Source organism: Litoreibacter ascidiaceicola (genome assembly GCF_900129235.1).
GTDB lineage: Bacteria > Pseudomonadota > Alphaproteobacteria > Rhodobacterales > Rhodobacteraceae > Litoreibacter > Litoreibacter ascidiaceicola.
On sequence record NZ_FQUV01000002.1, the window covers coordinates 548,469 to 568,404 of the forward strand.

General features: G+C 62.5%; 19 protein-coding genes. 4 read left to right on the plus strand and 15 right to left on the minus strand.

All coding sequences use genetic code 11. The annotated features are described in order from the left end of the window. Positions 1–7 precede the first annotated feature (7 nt). A complete protein-coding gene (locus BUB72_RS05810; RefSeq protein WP_073141540.1) occupies positions 8–544 on the minus strand; it encodes a histidine phosphatase family protein in 537 nt (178 codons plus the stop codon). Then, positions 541–3,003, minus strand: a complete 2,463-nt coding sequence (locus BUB72_RS05815) for a penicillin acylase family protein (RefSeq protein ID WP_073141541.1) — start codon at positions 3,001–3,003, stop codon at positions 541–543. Before BUB72_RS05815 ends, BUB72_RS05810 begins: the two co-directional genes overlap by 4 nt. Before the next feature lie 101 nt (positions 3,004–3,104). On the opposite strand from BUB72_RS05815, the gene BUB72_RS05820 reads away from it, so the two are divergent. Further along, on the plus strand, positions 3,105–3,980 hold the full coding sequence (locus BUB72_RS05820; protein ID WP_073141543.1) for an NAD(P)-dependent oxidoreductase: 876 nt from the start codon (positions 3,105–3,107) through the stop codon (positions 3,978–3,980). A gap of 41 nt (positions 3,981–4,021) precedes the next feature. Here BUB72_RS05820 and BUB72_RS05825 read toward each other — a convergent pair whose 3' ends face one another. From BUB72_RS05825 to hemB, 4 genes are all read right to left on the minus strand, one after another. Continuing rightward, entirely contained in the window at positions 4,022–5,659 is a 1,638-nt protein-coding gene (locus BUB72_RS05825) for a caspase family protein (RefSeq protein WP_073141545.1), read from the minus strand. Between the two features lie 64 nt (positions 5,660–5,723). Further along, positions 5,724–6,281, minus strand: coding sequence for a lipid-binding SYLF domain-containing protein (locus tag BUB72_RS05830; RefSeq protein ID WP_073141546.1), 558 nt, complete (start codon positions 6,279–6,281; stop codon positions 5,724–5,726). A 128-nt stretch (positions 6,282–6,409) separates the two neighbouring features. Further along, positions 6,410–6,796, minus strand: a complete 387-nt coding sequence (locus BUB72_RS05835) for a hypothetical protein (protein ID WP_073141547.1) — start codon at positions 6,794–6,796, stop codon at positions 6,410–6,412. Next, positions 6,793–7,797, minus strand: coding sequence for a porphobilinogen synthase (gene hemB / locus BUB72_RS05840; protein ID WP_073141764.1), 1,005 nt, complete (start codon positions 7,795–7,797; stop codon positions 6,793–6,795). Before hemB ends, BUB72_RS05835 begins: the two co-directional genes overlap by 4 nt. 173 nt (positions 7,798–7,970) lie before the next feature. Here hemB and BUB72_RS05845 point away from each other — a divergent pair, with 173 nt between their 5' ends. Together BUB72_RS05845 and mfd are read left to right on the plus strand one after the other, a co-directional pair. After that, complete coding sequence (locus tag BUB72_RS05845; RefSeq protein WP_073141548.1) at positions 7,971–8,492, plus strand: component of SufBCD complex; 522 nt, start codon at positions 7,971–7,973, stop codon at positions 8,490–8,492. Between the two features lie 31 nt (positions 8,493–8,523). Continuing rightward, positions 8,524–11,970 carry a transcription-repair coupling factor gene (gene mfd, locus BUB72_RS05850; protein WP_073141549.1) on the plus strand — a complete coding sequence of 1,149 codons (3,447 nt, stop codon included), beginning with the start codon at positions 8,524–8,526 and terminating at the stop codon, positions 11,968–11,970. Between the two features lie 237 nt (positions 11,971–12,207). Here mfd and BUB72_RS05855 read toward each other — a convergent pair whose 3' ends face one another. The 6 genes from BUB72_RS05855 to BUB72_RS05880 are packed head-to-tail and all read right to left on the minus strand — an operon-like array spanning position 12,208 to position 16,987. After that, positions 12,208–12,606 (minus strand): hypothetical protein, encoded by a 399-nt coding sequence (locus BUB72_RS05855; protein ID WP_073141550.1) that lies wholly within the window; start codon positions 12,604–12,606, stop codon positions 12,208–12,210. A gap of 20 nt (positions 12,607–12,626) precedes the next feature. Next, on the minus strand, positions 12,627–13,163 hold the full coding sequence (locus BUB72_RS05860; protein ID WP_073141552.1) for a peroxiredoxin-like family protein: 537 nt from the start codon (positions 13,161–13,163) through the stop codon (positions 12,627–12,629). A 42-nt stretch (positions 13,164–13,205) separates the two neighbouring features. After that, the gene (locus BUB72_RS05865) at positions 13,206–14,393 is read right to left on the minus strand and encodes a multidrug effflux MFS transporter (RefSeq protein ID WP_073141554.1); all 1,188 of its coding nucleotides are present in this window, start codon (positions 14,391–14,393) and stop codon (positions 13,206–13,208) included. Continuing rightward, positions 14,390–14,866, minus strand: a complete 477-nt coding sequence (locus BUB72_RS05870; RefSeq protein WP_073141556.1) for a metal-dependent hydrolase — start codon at positions 14,864–14,866, stop codon at positions 14,390–14,392. The genes BUB72_RS05865 and BUB72_RS05870 overlap by 4 nt, the downstream gene beginning before the upstream one ends. After that, a complete protein-coding gene (locus BUB72_RS05875; protein WP_073141558.1) occupies positions 14,863–15,507 on the minus strand; it encodes a DsbA family oxidoreductase in 645 nt (214 codons plus the stop codon). The genes BUB72_RS05870 and BUB72_RS05875 overlap by 4 nt, the downstream gene beginning before the upstream one ends. Further along, entirely contained in the window at positions 15,500–16,987 is a 1,488-nt protein-coding gene (locus BUB72_RS05880; protein WP_073141560.1) for a class I adenylate-forming enzyme family protein, read from the minus strand. Before BUB72_RS05880 ends, BUB72_RS05875 begins: the two co-directional genes overlap by 8 nt. A gap of 57 nt (positions 16,988–17,044) precedes the next feature. Here BUB72_RS05880 and BUB72_RS05885 point away from each other — a divergent pair, with 57 nt between their 5' ends. Further along, complete coding sequence (locus BUB72_RS05885) at positions 17,045–17,668, plus strand: helix-turn-helix domain-containing protein (protein WP_073141562.1); 624 nt, start codon at positions 17,045–17,047, stop codon at positions 17,666–17,668. Between the two features lie 53 nt (positions 17,669–17,721). Here the strand turns inward: BUB72_RS05885 and BUB72_RS05890 are convergent, their stop codons facing one another. The 3 genes from BUB72_RS05890 to BUB72_RS05900 are packed head-to-tail and all read right to left on the minus strand — an operon-like array spanning position 17,722 to position 19,925. Next, positions 17,722–18,375 carry an aquaporin gene (locus BUB72_RS05890; RefSeq protein ID WP_073141565.1) on the minus strand — a complete coding sequence of 218 codons (654 nt, stop codon included), beginning with the start codon at positions 18,373–18,375 and terminating at the stop codon, positions 17,722–17,724. Next, positions 18,372–18,836: an arsenate reductase ArsC gene (locus tag BUB72_RS05895; RefSeq protein WP_073141567.1), complete on the minus strand. Its 465-nt coding sequence runs from the start codon at positions 18,834–18,836 to the stop codon at positions 18,372–18,374. Before BUB72_RS05895 ends, BUB72_RS05890 begins: the two co-directional genes overlap by 4 nt. 60 nt (positions 18,837–18,896) lie before the next feature. Then, a complete protein-coding gene (locus BUB72_RS05900) occupies positions 18,897–19,925 on the minus strand; it encodes a patatin-like phospholipase family protein (RefSeq protein ID WP_425435153.1) in 1,029 nt (342 codons plus the stop codon). Between the last annotated feature and the right edge of the window lie 11 nt (positions 19,926–19,936).

Consider the following 19,936-nt stretch of genomic DNA (forward strand, 5'->3'; position numbering starts at 1 on the left):
AGCGTATCTAGTCCCGTAGTTCCACAATGCCGCAATTGTCGGGATGCGTGCCTGTCAGCGCTTCAATCACATGACCGTGGCAGACCACGGCCAGCGGGCGGGCATCGCGGGCGCGCAGAGCGCTTGCAAGCAGCACCATCCGCGCCTCGAACACATCCGCGGGCTCAACCGGCACCCCGACGGCATTCAGCTCCCCTTGATGCCACCAGATATCAGGCAGATGCGCGAAAGGAATATCCGGAAACACCGCCTGCAATTCGGCAGGTGCGCGGCCCACGTCACAACTATGCCCCAGATGCTCCCGCGTCTCGGCGACCACATGAATATCCTCGGTCGGGAAGATCAGCCGCGCGGTTTGGAGCGCGCGGGTCAGGGGCGAGCAGACCACCTCTCGGATACCCAACTCCACCACTTTGTGACGTGCTTCCTGCGCTTGGCTTGCGCCTAGCTGCGTCAGCGGGGCGTCAAAGATCATCGGGTCGGCACCGCCGAAAAAGACCGCATTAAAGGCTGACTGCCCGTGGCGGATCAGGTGAATGCTCATTCCGGCTGCAATGTGATCGTGCCGACTGCGCCAGCGCGCGCCAGTTCGGGGTCCAGCGACATGGGAATGTATTCCCCGCGCCGCCACAGCACGCCCAGATCGTCGTAATGGCGTGACAGCGGGTGACCGGATTGACCCGTCGCCATTACAAAGAGCGAGCTGTCAGGGTCGCCGAAATCATAGACCCCGCGATAGCCCGCCGCATGCACGTTCTGGAACGGCTCCGGCCCCTTGCCGGAGGTCCGCCCGCGCAGCAATGTGTTGTCCCCGCCCGAGGTCGATTGACGGATATTCACGAAGGCCGACAGCAACGGAATACTGCCCAACACTTGGTGATCATGGGTCGCCTCATGCGCGTCGCCCCACCGCCAGCTTTCAATGGCAGTGCCGTATTTGTCGCTCAGCCACACCAATGCATCGTCCAAGGCCAGACGCGAGATATCGCTGCAGGTCTCGACGGGCGCCGATTGCAACACGTCGCACCAGACCGAGGCCCCGTCCGCATCGCGGAACACGCGTTCGATGAACAGCGGCTCCACATGGGTGAACTCGGACTCAAGCGGGCCAAGCTCGTCGCGGATCAGCCGCGATTGCAGCGCGCGCAGCCACGCGGCGTAGATCAAGGGCTCGGGCAAATGCTCTGACATCTCGCCGTTCCATTCGGCCATCAGGTCCAGCGCGCGCTGCCGTTGCCGTTCCGGCGTGCCATCGGGCGCAGCCTCGCCGGTGAACCACAAATCGGCGGCGATCAGCGGCAACAAGGAGCGCGCGGTGAACGAGACCGTGTCCAGTTGCGCCTCGACGAAGCTGTCGCGGGTATGCACCTGACGGTTCAGCATCAGCCGCCGCCAGCGCTGCACGCGCTGCGTGTCGCCATAGGTGTAGCTGACATGGTCGGGGAAGGGGCGTTCGATCACCTTGTTGTTGGTGTTGCCCAGAATGCCGCCCGCCGGACGGGTAAACTCGGGGTTCGACGCGTAGGGCATGACCCCCAGCCAGCGGTTCTGCTCCAGCCAGCCCGGCGCAGGGATGCGCCCGCGCGACTGGTGCGCGGGGGTGCGACGCGGCACATGGCCGATGGTTTTCAGCGCGATGCCGTTCTGGTCCACGATCGTCAGGTTCTGCGCCGGGGCGACATAGTCCGACGCCGCTGAAATCACCTCCGCAGCGCTACCCGCCCGCATGATCCGGAGCGCGGCCTGAATGGAGGTGTCTTCGTCCGTCAGCAAGGTCCAGCTTAGCGCAGCCTCATGGCCCAAGGGTGTGATCGTGCCAAGGTTGTAATGCGTGTCCGGCAGCACGGGGCCGTTATCGGTCCAGCGCAGGCTGATGGTCTCGGACATCGCGTCCTTGACCTCGATGATCGACTGGCCGGTGCGGAACGGCTTGTAGCCGTCCGGTGTCAGGTATTCGTTCGGGTTGTCGGGGTTGAGCTTTTCGATCAGCAGGTCCTGATCGTCGACATAGGCCGTGGTTAGCCCCCAGCCCACCTTGTCGGAGCGCCCCGTGAGCACCACTGGCATCCCCGGAATGGTGCCGCCAATCACGCCGCCCGAGGCCAGATCCAGCCGCGCCAGATACCAGATCGACGGGGCCGACAGGCCCAGATGCGGATCGTTGGCCAGCAATGTGCCACCCGCAGCAGACCGCTCCGGTGCAGCGGCGAAGGCGTTCGATGCGCCGGCCAGTTCACGCTCGGGGAAAGGCGACAGCGGGTCTTTCGGCCCGCTGGTATTGGCGGCATAACGCGGCAGGCCAAGCCCTTGCATCAGACCCGCGTAATCCAGCGCGGCAATGCCCTTGCCGGGGGTGTCGGGCAGCAGGTCACGCACCCGTTCCGGTGTCAGCAGCAGCGAGGCACGGGCGCGAATGACTTCTTCCTCCAGATGGCCGGACAGCTGCAACCCCATGATCTTGATGACGGCGATGCTGTCGGCGGGCTGCCACGGGGCAATCTGTGGCGAGAAGATGAAAAACTCCGGTGCGCCACGGCCCAAGGCCTGTTGGTTCACCGTGCGCAGCCATGCGTTGACACCTGCCGAATACGCCTCAAGCGCGGCCGTGGTATCCGCATCCTGCGCGGCGACCGAGCGTTGCGCGAGGCCGTAAAGATCAAGCCGCCGGATCAGCTTGTCGACATTCAACGTACGCTCCCCGAACAGCTCGCTCAGGCGACCTTGTGCGGTGCGGCGCAGCATGACCATTTGCCACAAACGGTCTTGGGCATGGGCAAAGCCGAGGCCGAAATACACATCTTCATCCGCGTCGGCGAAGATATGCGGAACACCGGAATTGTTGCGGATAATCTCGACCTCACCGCTGATCGCAGGCACGGAATACTCGGCGTTGTAGTCCACCAGAGACCGCGACGCGAGGTAGTACACCGCCGCCAGAGCAAGTCCCGCCAGCAGCGCAAGCAGCATGAAAAGCCGCAACGACCATTTGAATATCAGACCCATTGACCCGCCATGCTTATGCGCCTTGCTATTGACGCCTCAGCCCCTGTCGTTACATCGGTTGGCAGGCATAATCAAACAGATGAAACAGGGAGGGCCCTCACATGGCCAAAGTTAGTTTTCTAGGGTTGGGCGTCATGGGCTACCCGATGGCGGGGCATCTGGCAAAGGCGGGCCATGAGGTGACCGTTTACAACCGCACCTCGGCCAAGGCCGAGAAATGGGCGTCCGAGCATGGCGGCAGCTTTGCAGCCACCCCGCGCGAAGCGGCAGAGGGTGCGGATTTCGTGATGGCCTGTGTCGGCAATGACGACGATTTGCGCGCGGTGTGTCTGGGCGACGACGGGGCGTTCGCAGGCATGTCCGCCGGCTCGATCTTTGTGGACCACACCACCGTGTCCGCCAAAGTCACCCGCGAGCTGTATGCCGTGGCAGACGCCAAGCAGATCAGCTTTGTCGATGCGCCGGTGTCCGGCGGGCAAGCCGGAGCCGAGAACGGCCAGCTGGGTGTCATGTGCGGCGGCGACCAAGGCGCTTATGACCGCGCGGAGCCTGTGATCGACGCCTATGCTAAGGCCTGCAAGCGACTGGGCGAAAACGGGGCAGGGCAGTTGACCAAGATGGTCAACCAGATCTGCATCGCGGGACTGGTCCAAGGCCTGTCCGAGGCGCTGCATTTCGCCGACAAGGCGGGGCTGGACGGAAAAGCGGTGGTCGAGGTGATCTCCCAAGGCGCGGCAGGATCATGGCAGATGTCGAACCGCTTCGAGACGATGATCGACGACGAATTCAACCACGGCTTCGCGGTCGACTGGATGCGCAAGGATTTGGGGATTTGCCTCGACACGGCGGATGAAAACGGCGCGTCCCTGCCGGTGACGGCGCTGGTGGACCAGTTCTACAAGGACGTCCAGAAGCTGGGCGGCGGACGTTGGGACACGTCGTCGCTGATCAAGCGGCTAAGGGCGCTGGACGGGTAGGGGCCTCGGTCGTGCAACTTAACCGTGACTGTTTTCCACGCCTACTGGCAACGCTGCACATACAGATCGCAGAATTTGCAATTGCGGGCATTGCTGAAGAAGTTGCCCTGCGAGCCGCGGCGGCAGGTGCGGGTGGCGCATTGGCGGTTGGCGGCGCAGAATTGCTTGTACTTGGCCGCAGGCTTGGAGACTTTCGTTTGCGCAGGGGCCGGGGCGGGCGCTGGCTGGACCACCTTGGGAGCCGGGGCTGGCGCAGGCTGGGCCGCCTTGGGTGCCGCCGCCACGGGTTTCGGGCGGGTTCTGACCGGCGTTTTCGCCTTGGTTTTGGTCCGCGTCGCGGCTGGTTTCGGCGGGGTTACCCGCGAGGCCTGGGTGTTGCGCCAGATGGCAAGCTCTTCTTCCCCGATCCGCGCACGCAACGCCGTTATCAGCGACAATGTCGGCTGCCCCCGCACCGGCAACGCTTCCTCGCGCTCGAACACGCGGATCGCGGCCTTGGTCTTGCGGCCGGCCACCCCGTCGGCGCGGCCCAGACTGTGTCCGAGGGCCGACAAGCGTTCCTGCAATTCCACGATCTCGTCGCGGGTCAGGGCGCGGTCGATCTCTTGCGCCTTCGGCTGAAGCCGAACTTGCGGCTCCTCGGGCGTCAGAACCTCGCCGCCCGCCCGCGCGATACGGGCACGGGCCAATTCGGCAAAGAAGCCCTCGGGGTATTTCTGTAGATAGGTTTGCAGCTCTTCCACCGCATGCTGGTCGGAGATGGATTTCCAGAACACAATCTCGGCGGCGCTGGTATCCGGCACGTCCTCCACCACATCTTCCATGATCACAAAGGCGGGTTGCGTGGCGTTCCCGCCATCCGGATCATTAAGATAAATCTCGTCGGCAGAAAGCGAGCCGTAGACAAAAGGCTCCTGCTGCCCGCCCGTCGAGGCCAGCACCTTATCGCGCACCTGCCGCATCATCAGCCCGACTTCCAGCTTGGGCGTCTTCAGCGAGGAGATCAGCGCATCCGCATAGGGGCTGTTGCGCCCTTTGCCGTCGGCGGCGGTCGTGCCTTCCTTGGCGGCGTAGGCGACAAGGGTGTTCTTCGACGGCTCAACAGCCGTCAGCCCGCGCCCGATGGAGCGGTTGGGATTGTTACGTTTCATCGACGCGGCAAATGGATTGTTCCGGCAGGCATCCACGATGACCATGCTCAACTGGTCCGCGCCGCTGGCGGCAAAGATCATGGTTTCCAACTTCACCGCCTCGAAATTGATATCGGAATCGGTTTCCAGAACGGCATCCACCGGCAGCAGGTAGTTCACACGGTCGATCTCGATGCCGTGGCCTGCAAAATAGATCAGGGCCACATCTGCCTCGCTGGCGCGGCGGCGAAAGCCCCGCAGCGTGTCGAGCATGGTGCCTTGGGTCAGGTCGGTGTGCAGCAGCACCTCGAAGCCGACCTGCTTGAGGGCGGCGGCCATATCCTGAGAGTCGTTGCGCGGGTTTTTCAGCTCCGCCACGTTCTTGTAGGCCGCGTTGCCGATTATCAGCGCAATGCGTTTTTCGGCGCTGCCGTCCTGCGCTTGGGCTTGCGACGACAGCAACAGGGCGAGCGCCAGAACAGCCAAAAGCCGCACGCGCCGAAGCGCGCGGGTGAAATGTCGTGCAAACTGGGTAACGCCGGTCCTCATTGACCTAGCGTAACACGCTAGGCCATATCTCACCAAGAACCTTAATTCCGGAGGGTTTAACCGCTTACGGAATGATGCGGTTGTACTTGTTGCCTTCAACCTGTGCGCCGGCGATCAGGCCGGATTGGCCAAAGACCACGGCAATCACCGGGGTCAGGGCAGTTGTCGTGTCGACACCCAGATTGCCCGCGTCATTGGCCACCGCATACCGCGCATCCGCGCCCAGGGTCCAGCCGGGAGAGCGGCGGAAGTCGGACAGGGCTTGCTCGGTCATGAAGAACAGGGCGTGAGAATATTGCTGCGCCCCGATCTGGAAGCCGAAGCTGGCGGCGGTGGTCGAGTAGTAATCCACGGTCACATCATTGACCCGCAGCGCGCCGCGCCCGTAGGAGCCGCCAACGCCAAAGCCCGCCTCGGAGACCAGCGGCATCATCAAAATGCCGGTGGCCTTGTTGGACAGGTCGGTCGTTCCGCCGACATTGTTATACATAAAGTCAAACGCGCTATCCACGCGGGCGTCGATTTTCGAGCCACCTTGGGAGTTTACGCCATTGCCGCAGGCCGCCAACATGGTTGCGCTGCCGGAAGTCGCAAGAAAATTGCGCCGAGTGAGAATGCTCATGGGATCCGCCTATATTTAATTTACTGCCGTTGACCTCTGAAATTCGGGCCTTGTGGATAAATTACGGCAAGCCGTGCGCGATGTCACGCAAATTGCGCCCCTTATGGGCGGGGGACCGCCGAGCGTGCTTAGTCGCGGTCCGCGAACATTTGCAAGATCGCGGCGTAGGCCTCGGGCGGGGCAATCGTGAATACGCCCGCATTGCCCGCATCAAACGCGGCGCGCCATGTCTGGTAGCCTTCGGCGAACCCCTCGGAGGGCGAGACCCCGTCCATCACCAACTCGCCCGTGCCATCCGCGTTGAAGGCGGTTTCGGCAATCGGTGTGTGGTCGACGTCCGGCCAGTCCAGCTTGCGCGCGTCCTCGTCGGGGGTCATGGAGACCGACAGCACCGCCGAGTTGGACGCATCCGCCCCCAGATCGGTGGCGGTGTCGATGCGCCCGATGGTGACGATCAGTTGCGGGTGCTCTTGCGTCTCGGGGAAAGTCCAGACCTGACCGACAGCATAACTCATCCGTTCAACAGCTTTGCGGCGCGGGGGGCAAAGTAGGTCAGGATGCCGTCGCACCCTGCGCGTTTGAAGCCGATCAGGCTTTCCATCATCACTTGTTCTTCATTGATCCAGCCATTGGCCCCGGCCCCCGCAATCATCGCGTATTCGCCGCTAACTTGATAGGCATAGGTCGGCACCCCGAACTGGTCTTTCACACGGCGGCAGATGTCCAGATAGGGCATGCCCGGCTTGACCATCACCATATCCGCGCCCTCCGCCAGATCACGGGCCACAAGGCGCAGGGCCTCGTCGGAATTGGCGGGGTTCATCTGGTAGGTTTTCTTGTCCCCAACCAAAGCGCCGGACGCGCCCACGGCATCCCGGAACGGACCATAGAAGGCAGAGGCGTATTTGGCCGAATAGCTGAGGATCGCTATGTCTTGGAAACCGTCAGCCTCCAGCGCGCGGCGCATGGCGCCAATGCGGCCATCCATCATGTCGGACGGGCCGAGGATGTCCGAGCCCGCCGCCGCCTGTGCCAGCGCCATTTTCACCAAGGCCTCTACGGTCTCGTCATTGACGATCACCCCGTCGCGGACGATGCCGTCATGGCCGTTGGCGTTATACGGGTCCAGCGCCACGTCGGTCATCACGACGACCTCCGGCACCGCCGATTTGATCGCTGCCGTGGCGCGGTTGGACAGGTTGTCGGCGGACCATGCGAGCTTGCAGTCTTCGGTTTTGAACGACGCTTCCACATAGGGAAAAATGCAGATTGCGGGGATACCCAGATCGCGGGCTTCCTTGGCCGCATTCACCGCGCGGTCAATCGTCAGGCGCGACACGCCGGGCATGGAGGGGATGGGATGGGCGTCGTTGTCGCCCTCCATCACGAAGATCGGCCAGATCAGATCATCCACCGACAGCACGTTCTCGGCGGCCAGCCCACGCAAGGCAGGATTGCGCCGCAAACGGCGCAAGCGGGTGGACGGGAAGGGCGCGTTGATGGGGGTGAGGGACATGGCAGAACGGCTTTCGTCGTGGGATTTCGCCAGTGGTCGCATGATATCCGTACCGCCTCAAGCCCCACGCCCCAATCGGTGCCTGAAAACCCGCAGCCTTGGTCTTTCCATCGCCTTAATCCGCGACTAGGGTGCGCGCTCACGACAACTCCGACCAAAGAGGCGCCTCAAGCGTGGATTTTTACTCAACCGCTTTCGAGCTGATCGACATGCGCTCTTTCTCCAACCTGTGGTTCTGGATCATGCTGGCCTACGCGTGGAGCGCTGCGTCGCATTACGTGATCGGTGTGCCTTATGACGTGGTTGCCCGCGCTGTGAAATATGGCGGGCAGGTGGAACAGGACCTGAAAGACCTTGTCCGCGTCAACGCCAACCGTCTGACCTATATCGCAGACACGGCTGGTAACTGGTTGGTAGGGTTTGGTTTTTTCGCCCTGACCGCACTGGCCCTGCTGGGCTTCTACTACGGGCTGGAGTTCTCGCAGGCGCTGTTCCTGATCTTTGCGCCAATGTCGCTGGTGTTCGCGCTGTCGGTGCGTTGCGCGCGGCGGATCAACCACAGCTCGCTTGCCGATATTCGCCTGAAACTGCGCCGCCAGAGGCTGACCATTCAGGTGATCGGGATGCTGTCGATCCTTGTGACGTCGATGTGGGGGATGTTCCACAACCTGTCCGTGGGCGTGCTGGGCGGTTGACACCCGCCCCCGATAACTTAGGTCAGCCGCCATGGATATGATCACAATTTCCGGCGCCCCCGAGGGCTTTGACGCGCAACTCTTGCTCAAAGAGTTGAAGCGCGGCCCCGTGGTGCATGTGGCCCGCGACGACAAGCGCATGGCCGCGATGCGCACGGCCTTGGCCTTTTTCGCACCCGAGGTGCCGGTGCTGGATTTCCCCGCCTGGGATTGCCTGCCTTACGACCGCGTGTCGCCCAACGCCGATGTGGCCGCCGCGCGGATGGCGACTTTGGCGGGGTTGGCGGGTGGCATTCCGGGGCCGTTCATCCTGCTGACGACGCTGAACGCCGCGACCCAATATGTGCCTGCGCGGGAGGTGTTAGCGGGCGCGTCCTTCGTGGCCGAGGTGGACCGCCAGATCAACGAAACCGCCTTGCGCGAATACCTTGTGCGCATGGGGTTCTCGCAAAGCCCCACGGTGATGGAGCCGGGCGACTACGCCATTCGCGGCGGCATCATCGACATCTACCCGCCCGGCGAATCCGGCCCTGTGCGGCTGGACCTGTTCGGCGACGTGCTGGACGGCGCGCGGCGGTTTGATCCGGCGACGCAACGCACGACCGAGAAGCTGACGCGGGTGGAGCTAGCGCCTGTCTCCGAAATCATTCTGGACGAGGCGGCGATCACGCGGTTCCGCCAGAACTACCGGATTGAATTCGGCGCGGCGGGGACGGATGACCCGCTGTATGAAGCAGTCTCGGCGGGGCGCAAGCATCAGGGCGTGGAGCATTGGCTGCCCTTCTTCCACGAGAAGCTGGAAACCATCTTCGACTATTTGCCCGACGCCGTTGTGGCGCTGGACGACCAGACTGCGCCCGCACGATTGGCGCGGTGGGAGAGCATTGCCGACCAGTATGAAAATCGCACCGAGGCGCTGAAATCCAAAGCGCGGATGGACAGTGTTTATAAACCCGTGCCGCCGCAGCTTTTGTATCTGGACGACTCTGCGTTCAAGAAAGCGTTATCCAATACCCGCGTGCTGCAACTGGCGGTTCTGCCGCAAGCGACGGGCGCAGGTGTCGTGGATGCAGGCGGGCGCATCGGGCGCAACTTCGCGCCGGAGCGCCAAGCCGAAGACCGCAACATATTCAGCGCCTTGGCGGATCATGTAAATGCGCTCAAGGCAGAGCGTGCAGTGGTCATCGCCAGCTTCTCGGACGGGGCGCGGGAGCGGCTGCACGGGTTGCTGCAAGATCAGGATATCCACGACGTCAAGCTGGTCTCGTCGTTCAAGGATGTGCGCAAAAGCGGCGTTCATCTGACGGTCTGGGGGTTGGAACAGGGCTTCACCGCTGCGGGTCTTGCCGTGATCTCGGAGCAGGACGTACTGGGCGACCGTCTGATCCGCCGCGCCAAGAAAACCAAGCGGGCGGAGAACTTCCTGACCGAAGCGCAAGGGCTGTCGCTGGGAGAGCTGATCGTTCATGTGGACCACGGCATCGGGCGTTATATCGGCTTGGAAACCGTCACCGCCGCCGGTGCGCCGCACGAATGCATCCTGCTGGAATATGCGGGCGGGGACAGGCTGTATCTGCCGGTCGAGAACGTGGAACTTCTGTCGCGCTACGGCCACGAGGAAGGCTTGCTGGACAAGCTGGGCGGCGGTGCGTGGCAGGCCAAGAAGGCCCGCCTGAAACAGCGCATCCGCGATATGGCCGACCGCCTGATCCGCATCGCCGCCGAACGCGAACTGCGCCGTGCGCCAATTCTGGAAGCCCCTGCGGATATGTGGGAAGCCTTCTGCGCCCGCTTCCCCTACGAGGAAACCGAGGACCAGTTGACCACCATCGAGGCGGTGATGGACGATCTGGCAAAGGGCCGCCCGATGGACCGCTTGGTCTGCGGCGATGTGGGCTTCGGAAAAACCGAAGTCGCCATGCGCGCGGCCTTCATCGCGGCGGCGTCGGGCTTGCAGGTGGCGGTTGTCGCGCCCACGACGCTGCTGTCGCGCCAGCACACGCAAAGCTTCAAAGACCGCTTCCGCGGCTTCCCGATCAACGTGCGGCAATTGTCGCGCTTTGTCGGGACCAAGGAGGCCGCCGAGACCCGTAAAGGGCTGGCGGATGGCACCGTGGATATCGTCGTCGGCACCCATGCAGTGCTGTCGAAACAGGTCAATATCAAGAACCTTGGCCTGCTGATTATTGATGAAGAACAACACTTTGGCGTGCAACATAAAGAGCGGCTGAAGCAGTTGCGCTCGGACATTCACGTGCTGACCCTGTCGGCCACCCCGATCCCGCGCACGTTGCAGCTGAGCCTGTCGGGCGTGCGGGAGTTGTCGATCATCGGCACGCCGCCCATCGACCGGCTGGCGATCCGCACCTATGTGTCGGAATTTGACACCGTCACCATGCGCGAGGCGCTGTTGCGCGAACACTATCGCGGCGGGCAAAGCTTCTACGTCGTGCCGCGCGTCACCGATCTGCCGGATATCGAGGCGTGGATGAAAGAGCATGTGCCGGAGGTGACCTATCTGGTCGCCCACGGGCAGATGGCGCCGGGCGAGTTGGATAGCCGGATGAACGCCTTTTACGACGGCAAGTATGACGTTCTGCTGGCGACCACGATCATCGAATCCGGCATCGACATTCCGACCGCCAACACGATGATCATCCACCGCGCGGATATGTTTGGCCTGAGCCAGCTTTACCAGATACGCGGACGGGTGGGGCGCTCGAAAACGCGGGCCTATGCCTATCTGACCACCAAGCCGCGCCAGAAACTGACGCCGACTGCCGAGAAACGGTTACGGGTGCTGGGGTCGATTGACAGCTTAGGGGCGGGCTTTAACATCGCCTCCCAAGACCTTGATATCAGGGGCGCAGGGAATGTTCTGGGCGAGGAGCAGTCCGGCAATATGCGCGAGGTTGGTTATGAGCTGTATCAGTCGATGCTGGAAGAGGCCGTGGCCAAGATACGCTCCGGCCAGATGGAAGGTCTGACCGACGATGACGACCAATGGGCACCGACGATCAACCTTGGCGTGCCGGTGCTGATCCCAGAGGATTACGTGCCTGATCTGGATGTGCGACTGGGCCTCTATCGTCGCCTGTCGGGCCTGACCACCAAGGTGGAGCTGGAAGGCTTCGCCGCCGAGTTGATCGACCGTTTCGGCAAGCTGCCGCGCGAGGTGAACACGCTAATGCTGGTGGTGCGGATCAAGGCGATGTGCAAACGCGCCGGTATCGCCAAGCTGAACGCGGGCGAGCGCGGGGCGACGATCGAGTTCCACAACAACAAATTCGCCAAGCCGGAAGGGCTGGTGGAGTACCTGCAAGACGCCAAGAACAACGCCAAGCTGCGCGACAACAAGGTCGTGGTGCAGCGGGACTGGAGCAAGGAAGCGGACAAGATCAAGGGTGCCTTCGCCATTGCCCGCGATCTGGCGGAACATGCGGGCACGTTCAAACCGGCGAAGAAGGCGAAAGCCTGATCCTTGCGGGGTTTTGCGTCTCGGTAATGCGTTGATCTGAAAGAGAGGTCGGCGGCCGCCGGTTTGAGGCGGATCATATACCGTCTTGCGCAAAACGGATCGGCCCTTACCCCCTGCACCCTGTCTCGGGGTGATCTTCGGGAAATCGGGAGACCCTGATCTTCTGTCGTCGTTGGATATCCGAGCGGGGGTTTAAGCCACCAAGGCTTTCAAGCGCGTTAACCCTGCGTGCGCTGCTCAGTCGATTGCGTAATCGTCATAGGCGGAAATGGAGGCCTCGGAGCAGCCTTCAGGCAAACCGGGGCGACCGGTGGACATGTGCAAGGACACCTCGTCGAAACCATCCAGCTGCGCGCGTAGATCGTCGAGATCGTAAGTGTTTTGCAAGATGTCCAGCGTGGCGGTGGTGCCGAACCACACGCGCTGCTGTTCGCCGCAGATGCCGCCACATTCCTGAAAATAACGCTGGTAGACCAAGGGGCTGCATTGCGCGATGGGCGTAATCGAACGCAGGGCGGGGGCCATCACCAGATAGGAGACGGGGCTGTAGGGCCAGATCGCGTAGTTCTCGTAGAATGCGTAGACGAACATGCCGAACAGGAGTGCGGGCGGCGCCACGAAGATCGCCGCCAGCACGGTTAATTTCTTAACAAGTCTCAGACCGCGCCTGTGTATTCACCGCGCGCAGGGTAGCCGGATTTCATCGCGCCATCGACGGCGGACAGAAGCTCGGAGAAATGGGGGCGCACGAAGGGCATGGTCTGCACGGACATGTAATACAGCGACCGGTCCGGCTGGACGAGGAACAAGCCGGGCTCGGCAAACAGATCAGGCTCCACGATGCCGATGGAGGACGCGCCTTTCGAGGTGGAGATATAGAGGCCCCAGTCACGGGCGTCTTGCAAAGGCAGGTTGTAGCCGATGCGCAGGTTTTTGGCGTCGATCTTGGTCACCATATCCTCCGCTCGGTCCTGCGGGTCGGTGGAGATGCCGACGGTGCCGACGCCACGGGCGTTGAACTCCGGTGTCAGCTTCTCCAGCTCCTTGAGGTAGGTCGCGCAAAGCGGGCAGTGCAGGCCGCGATAGACGCAGATAACGGTGCCGCGCTCGGACCCTTCGCTGGCAAGATCGAACTGTCCGCCACCCGCAAGCGGGACGGTCAGGTTGGGGGTCTTCTGGCGTGGCATCAGCATGGGTTTTTCCTTTTGAAGTGTGTTTAGGATTGGTTAGCAGCCCTAGCGCAGACCACGTTTCACAATTACGTAACCGAGGACCGACAGCGTCGAGGTGGCGATGGCCAAGGGCAAGGGGGTGCCGTCAAAGGCAAGGCCGATGGGGGCCGCAATGGCCGCGCCAAGGACTGTCGCGACAGCCCCGATGACCGACGCCGCCAAGCCCGCGATATGGCCGACAGGCTCCATCGCCAAGGCGTTCAGGTTGCCGATCACCAACCCCGCCATGAAGAACAGCGACGTAGTCCACAGCACATAGAGCGCGAAGGGAACGGTGGCGAAGAAGCCCGCGATCAGGACGGACACCGAAAAGAAGATTTGCATCCCGAAGCCCACCGAGATCATCCGCTGCATGCCCAAACGCACCACCAGCCGCGCGTTCAGGATCGACGCAGTGCCGGCGATAAGGGCGATGAGGGCGAACCAGCGCGGGAAGGTGTCGGCGCGCCCGAAGCTGGTCTCGAAGATTTGCTGGGTAGAGCTGAGGCAGCCGAACAGCATCCCGAAGGACAGGACCTGCAACAGCGTCGAGAGGGTGAAAACCTTGTGCGAAAAGCACTCTTTGGTCGCCGCGACAATTGCCGTGGGCCGGAACGGACGCCGCGCCTTTAAGGGCAGGGTTTCGGGCTGGCGGATCATCATCCAGCCGATCACCAGCGTGGCGAACAACACGAAGCTGTAGAACACAGCGCGCCAGCCGAAGCTGACGATGATGTAGCTGCCCAGAAGCGGCGCGACGGCTGGCACCAAGGTGAAAATCATCATGGCATAGGACATGATCGAAGCCATTGGTCGGCCCTGATACAGGTCACGCACGATGGCGATGGCGACGACGCGCGGGCCTGCGACGCCCAAGCCTTGGATGATACGGCTGGCGAGCATGGTCTCGAGGCTTTCGGCTTGCCCCGCCAGCGTGGCCCCGATGACATAAAGCAGCGCGCCGCCAAGGATCACCGGCTTGCGACCGAAGCTGTCAGAGAGCGGCCCTGTGAAAATGGTTCCGATTCCCATGCCCAGCACAAAGCTGGTCAGCACCAGCTGCGCGCGGTTGGGCGCGTCGGGGGTCAGGGCCTGCGCGATTTCGGGCAGGGCGGGCAACATCGAGTCGATACTGAACGCGGTCAGGGCCATGGCCGCCGCGATCATCGCAATGAATTCGGGCTGCGACAGACGCCGTGTGGGGCGGTTCATAGCTTGGCCTTTGCATAGAGGTAGATTGCCAGCGCCCAGATCATCAGCTCGAACGAAAAGGTCCAGTGCAGGATAAACGACATGACGAAGTGGCTTTGCGTGGCGGGGACGGTGAACAGATGGAACAGCTGGTCGGTGAAGGGTACCCCCCACGCGATATCGCCCGCAACGGTGTCGAGCAGAAGGTGCAGCAAAATGCCCGCAAAGAAGGCGCGGGCAGGTGGTAGCCAGCGCGGCTTCCAGCGGCGCAGGGCCAGCATTGTGGGCAGCCAGACGACAAACCAGAAGAAGGGGATATGGATCCAATAATGGTGGTGGTGAATGGCGCGGTTGTCGACAAGGTAGAACCAGATCAGGTCCAGATCAGGCAGCACCGCCCCGAGCAATGCCGCGGGCATCAACCACGGGTGAACGCCGTAACGCTGTGCCGTGCGGCCAAGGATATAGCCGGAGGGGAGATGGGCGGTGATCATGCCTGATCAGCAAGCTGCGTGTTTAACTCGGTGATCACATTGGCCCACAGGTCGGGCTGCTGCGCGCCGGGCAGGACGTGCTGGTTTGCGACGACAAAGGTCGGCACGCCGGTGACACCGCGCTCGCGGGCGTTGGCGTCACGGGCGCGGATGTCGTCCACGTCCTGATCGGTCGCCATGAGGCGAGCGACCATCTCGCGGTCCATCTCGGCGGCCTCGGCAATGTCGAGCAGCACTTCGGTGTTGCCGATGTCGCGGCCTTCTTTGAAGTAGGCCTTGAACAGTTTGGAGACCACGGCCGTTTGCCGCCCCTCCAGCCCTGCCCAATGGATCAGGCGGTGGGCGTTGATGGTGTTGGGCGTCCGTTGAATGGCCCCGAAATCAATATCGAGACCTGCGGCCTCTGCGGCCTCCGCAATCTGGCCATAGACGCGCACAGCGCCTTCCTTGCCACCGAACTTGTGCTCCAGATATTCGCGGCGGTCCATGCCGCCCTCGGGCATCGCAGGGTTCAGCTGGAACGGGTGCCATTCGATGGTGAACGGGTGGTCCGGAGCGGCCTCCAGCGCGCGGTCCAGATGGGCCTTGCCGATATAGCACCACGGGCAGATGACGTCGGAAATTATGTCGAGTTTAATCATTGGGGGCCTCAAATGCGTCGCGCAGCAAGCGCCTGTTCAGCTTGCCGTTTCCCCCTTTAGGCAACGTGTCGCGATGGATGTAAAGGCGCGGTTGCTTGTAGCGAGCGAGCAGGCTCTGTGCATGGGCGCGCAGAGTGTCTTCGTCGATGGGTGTTTCTGCGGTATAGAACAGGGCGATCACCTGCGTGTCGGCCTTGATTTCAACGGCTGTGGCGGCGCATCCGGTGAGGCCCTGAAAGTCGTTGAAGGCGGCTTCGACCTCCAGTGGCGACACGCGGTAGCCGCCCGCGTTCATCATGTCATCGTTGCGACCCATATAGGTGATGTCACCCTCGGCGCTCATGCTCACGGTGTCGGCGGTGGTGAACCAGTCGCCGTCCGGCAGGTCCGCGTCGAGATAGCCCAGCATCAAGCCCGGATCGTCGCGGTGGATGGCCAGCAGACCGGGGGTGTCGGGCGGCACCGGTTTGCCGTCTTGCAGCACGGCGATGCGACGGCCCTGTTGGGGCCTGCCGGACGTGCTTGGTTTGGCGGGCAGAGCGGGCGAACCGGAGATGAAGGTGGAACATTCCGACATACCGAGCGCCTCGTGAATGTCGGTGCCGGTCTGCGTGCGCCATTGCGTGCGCAGCGCGTCGGGCAGGCTTTCACCCGCGGACAGCCCGTGGCGCAGTTGAGGCAAGGATGGCAAGGGTGACTTTAACATTTGCCGGTAAACGCCCGGTGCCGCTGCGAAAATACTGGCGCTGTGTTCAGACGCCAGATCGCCCAAGGCGGAGGACAGCACCCCCAAGGCGGGGATCAGCGTCGTGGCCCCGATGCTCCACGGGTCCATCAGGCCGGTGCCGAGCGTATAGGTCCAGTTGAACGCGCCTGCATGCATCATCCGGTCGTCAGGCGTCAGGCCATACCAGCCCTGCCACATCATCCGCCGCGCCCAGATGGCGCGATGGGCATGGCGCACACCGCTGGGCCGGCCCGAGGTGCCGGAGGTGAAGATGATATAGGCCAGCCGGTTCGGATCACCCATGACGGGTGAGATCGGGTCGGCCTCGGGCAGCGTCGTCAGGACCGGCGCGGGGTGGTCGGGCAGGGACACGCCGCTTTGGTGCAGGATCAGCGCGGGATCGGTTTGTTGCGCGATATCCGTCGCCTCGGGGACTGTCAGTTGCGACGAAGCGGGAATGGGAATGAGACCCGCCCAGAGACAGGCCAGATAGGCCACGGGGAAGTCCGGCGTGTTGCCGAGACGGAACAAGATGCGGTCGCCCTCTCTGAGGCGCTGCGCACGCAGCCCGCCTGCCACGCGGGTGACACGGGTCAGCAGCGCGCGGTAAGTCAGGATTTCAGGCGCTCCACCGACGACTTCCAGCGCGGTTTTGTCGCCCAAAGCGGTGGCATGGGACAGCACATAAGCAGCCATGTTGAACGGCGACGGGCAGGGCGTTGGCGGGCCGTGATCAAAGACAGAGAATTGCATGGGCAGAGGGCTAGCCCCCATTGCCAGAAGCCGCAAGGGGGCGCTATGAGATCGCCCATGACAGCAAAACAAGAACCCAGCCTGATCCGCCTTGCCCGCGAAAGCGGCGAGAACAGCCCCGTGGAGCCGTTGAACCTTGGCGCACGGGTGCGAGAGCTGCGCAAGGCGCGCAACTGGACGCTGGAGCAGGCGGCGCAGCAGGCGGGGCTGGCGCGCTCGACCCTGTCGAAGATCGAAAACGAGCAGATGTCGCCCACCTTCGAATTGATGAAGAAGCTGGCCGAAGGTCTGGGCATCGGGATGCCGCAGCTGTTCACCCCGCCGCAAAAGGCGCAGGTCAATGGCCGGATGGATGTGACGCGGTCGGATACCGGAGCCACCCATGTGACCCCGACTTATGAGCACGAGCTGCTGGCGAGCGGGCTGACCAAGAAAGCAATGTTGCCCTATCGCGCCCGCATCCGCGCGCGCAGCATGGACGAATTCGACGGCTGGGTACGCCATGACGGGGAAGAGTTTCTGTATGTGCTGACAGGCTCCGTGCGCCTGTTCACCGAGTTCTATGAGCCGGTGGAGATGAAGCGCGGCGACAGTTCGTATTATGACGCGTCAATGGGGCACAACGTGGTGTCGACCAGTGCGGAGGACGCGCTGATCCTCTGGGTGACGTCGCTGGGGTGAGGTCGGACCCTCCGGGGGGAATATTTTTGCCAAGATGAAACTATATGGTGGTCTTATTTGCGCCCGAAGAGCCAGCCGAGCAGGGGAATGGCGATCAGGGTGGTGAGCAGTTGCACCGCAACAAACCCCGGCGCGTGAGAGGGCAGTATGCCTGCGAAGGTGTCCGTCAGGCTGCGCGCGACGGAGACCGCCGGATTGGCGAAGCTGGTGGAGGCCGTGAACCAATAGGCACCGGTGATGTAGAGGGCCACAAGCGTCGGCACCGAGTCCGCGCGGGCGGCCAAACCACCGAAAATCACAAAGAGCAGGCCGAACATGGCGACCGCCTCGGCGCTCCATTGGCCAATGCCTGCGCGTGCCGTTGTAGAGAGCTGCAAGATTGGCAGGTCGAACATAAGATGGGTGATCCAGACGCCGAGTATGCCCCCCGCAACTTGTGCGACGACATAGGCCAACGCCAGCTTCGGGGTGATTTCCCACCGCATCAGAAAAGCCAGCGTCACCGCCGGGTTGAAATGCGCCCCCGAGATCGGGCCGAGCACGGTGATGATCGCATAGAGCATGCAGCCTGTTGCAATGGCATTGGCCAGCAGCGCGATGGCAGTATTTCCGCCCGCGAGGCTTTCGCCCATGATGCCGGAGCCCACGACGGAGATCAGCAACAGCGCGGTGCCGAGCGCCTCGGCGGCAATTTGGCGCGCGATCATGGCAGGGTTCCGATCGCGGCCAGTGCGCGTCTGTCGCGTTTGTCGTCCAGCGCATCAAATGCCAAGGCGCGACGCCGCAGGACTTGAAACGCGGTCTCAAACGCACCGGGCTGATCTTTCGGACTGGCGGCGGCGGGATCCTCAACGCCCCAATGTGTTCGCAAGGGCACAACCCCGTCTTTGGCGGGCCAGACAGGGCAAGTTTCCCCTGCCGCATTGCCGCAAACTGTAATGACCAGATCCATCTCCGGCGCATCCGGTATGGCAAATTCGTCCCAACTTTTGGAGCGCGGGTGCTTCGGCGTGATGCCGTGGCGTTCAAGCGTCTCCAAAGCGACGGGATGCACCTGACCTGCGGGCCTGGAGCCGGCAGAAAAGCTGTTATAGCCCAGATCGGCCAGAATTGCCTCCAGCAGGATGGAGCGTGCGGAATTGCCGGTACACAGGACGAGGATGTTCATGGAATGGAGCCTCCGAAATCAGTCGCTATGGCGTACCCTGCGCCTGTAACGCGATCAAGACTAGTCGAACATCGCCCGCAAATCGACGGAGGACCGGTCGCCCAGATCATCGAAATGCGTATCAAGGAAGCCGTGTGCGGCGTCGCGCCCTGCCTGTTTCAGCTCGTGCAGCACAAACGGGGTTGGCACGGTTTTGGTGGCCACCGACAGCTTGTTCATCAGCGCGTCATCGGAAATCATATGCACCAGCACGTCTTTCATCGTGCCGCGCGTGACCTTGCCACTGGCGATCAGGTCCCGCACGAACTGCACCGCCCGCAATTCGCGAAACAACGAGCCGTTGAAGCTGATCTCGTTGATGCGGTTCTGGATTTCCGTCGCCTTGCGCGGCAGCGCTTCGCGGTAGAGCGGGTTGATGTTGACGATGACCACATCCGCCGGAAACTCCGGCTCGAACAGCGGGAACAGGGCAGGGTTACCCATATAACCGCCATCCCAATAGGCCTCGACACGGTCGGTTTTGGGGTCGAATATCTCCACCGCCTGAAAGATCGTCGGCAGGCAGCCGGAGGCCAGAATAGCGTCGGTATCGGTGTCGTGCCGGTCGAATATCCGGATCTTGCCGGAGCGAACATTGGTCGCACAGATGAACAGGTCCGGCCCTTCGGTGGCGCAGATTTCGTTGAAATTCATCTGCTCGACAATCGGGCGCAAAGGATGGCTGTAAAGCAGCCCCAAACTATATGGGCTGGCCATGCGGCTGAAGATGTCGATGGCCTGATAAAACGGCGAGGATTCAACGGCGTGGCTGACCGAGCCGGGCGTGACACCGTGCATCCAGCTGTGCAGATGTGACTGGTCCGAGCCGCCGATTTCGGCCCATAGCCAGTCGAGTTTGGCCTTGGCCCCGTCCGCGCCGTCTTCTATCAGACCGGATTTCAACGCGGCACCGTTCAGCGCGCCAGCAGAGGTACCGGTGATCGCAGCGATCTCCAGCCGCTCGTCCTCCAGAATGCGGTCCAGAACGCCCCATGTGAAGGCGCCATGAGCGCCGCCGCCTTGCAGGGCGAGGTTGATGCGTTTGGGGATCATGAGGTGGC

What these genes read in the sequence shown, in the direction of transcription:
- hemB (WP_073141764.1), bottom strand. Translation starts at nt 7,797, where the DNA reads ATGTCCCTCACCCCCATCAACGCGCCCTTCCCGTCCACCCGCTTGCGC.
- BUB72_RS05870 (WP_073141556.1), bottom strand. Translation starts at nt 14,866, where the DNA reads ATGATCACCGCCCATCTCCCCTCCGGCTATATCCTTGGCCGCACGGCA.
- BUB72_RS05875 (WP_073141558.1), bottom strand. Translation starts at nt 15,507, where the DNA reads ATGATTAAACTCGACATAATTTCCGACGTCATCTGCCCGTGGTGCTAT.
- BUB72_RS05890 (WP_073141565.1), bottom strand. Translation starts at nt 18,375, where the DNA reads ATGATCGCGCGCCAAATTGCCGCCGAGGCGCTCGGCACCGCGCTGTTG.
- BUB72_RS05835 (WP_073141547.1), bottom strand. Translation starts at nt 6,796, where the DNA reads ATGAGTTATGCTGTCGGTCAGGTCTGGACTTTCCCCGAGACGCAAGAG.
- BUB72_RS05820 (WP_073141543.1), top strand. Translation starts at nt 3,105, where the DNA reads ATGGCCAAAGTTAGTTTTCTAGGGTTGGGCGTCATGGGCTACCCGATG.
- BUB72_RS05810 (WP_073141540.1), bottom strand. Translation starts at nt 544, where the DNA reads ATGAGCATTCACCTGATCCGCCACGGGCAGTCAGCCTTTAATGCGGTC.
- mfd (WP_073141549.1), top strand. Translation starts at nt 8,524, where the DNA reads ATGGATATGATCACAATTTCCGGCGCCCCCGAGGGCTTTGACGCGCAA.
- BUB72_RS05880 (WP_073141560.1), bottom strand. Translation starts at nt 16,987, where the DNA reads ATGCAATTCTCTGTCTTTGATCACGGCCCGCCAACGCCCTGCCCGTCG.
- BUB72_RS05830 (WP_073141546.1), bottom strand. Translation starts at nt 6,281, where the DNA reads ATGAGCATTCTCACTCGGCGCAATTTTCTTGCGACTTCCGGCAGCGCA.
- BUB72_RS05895 (WP_073141567.1), bottom strand. Translation starts at nt 18,836, where the DNA reads ATGAACATCCTCGTCCTGTGTACCGGCAATTCCGCACGCTCCATCCTG.
- BUB72_RS05815 (WP_073141541.1), bottom strand. Translation starts at nt 3,003, where the DNA reads ATGGGTCTGATATTCAAATGGTCGTTGCGGCTTTTCATGCTGCTTGCG.
- BUB72_RS05825 (WP_073141545.1), bottom strand. Translation starts at nt 5,659, where the DNA reads ATGAGGACCGGCGTTACCCAGTTTGCACGACATTTCACCCGCGCGCTT.
- BUB72_RS05865 (WP_073141554.1), bottom strand. Translation starts at nt 14,393, where the DNA reads ATGAACCGCCCCACACGGCGTCTGTCGCAGCCCGAATTCATTGCGATG.
- BUB72_RS05885 (WP_073141562.1), top strand. Translation starts at nt 17,045, where the DNA reads ATGACAGCAAAACAAGAACCCAGCCTGATCCGCCTTGCCCGCGAAAGC.
- BUB72_RS05860 (WP_073141552.1), bottom strand. Translation starts at nt 13,163, where the DNA reads ATGCTGATGCCACGCCAGAAGACCCCCAACCTGACCGTCCCGCTTGCG.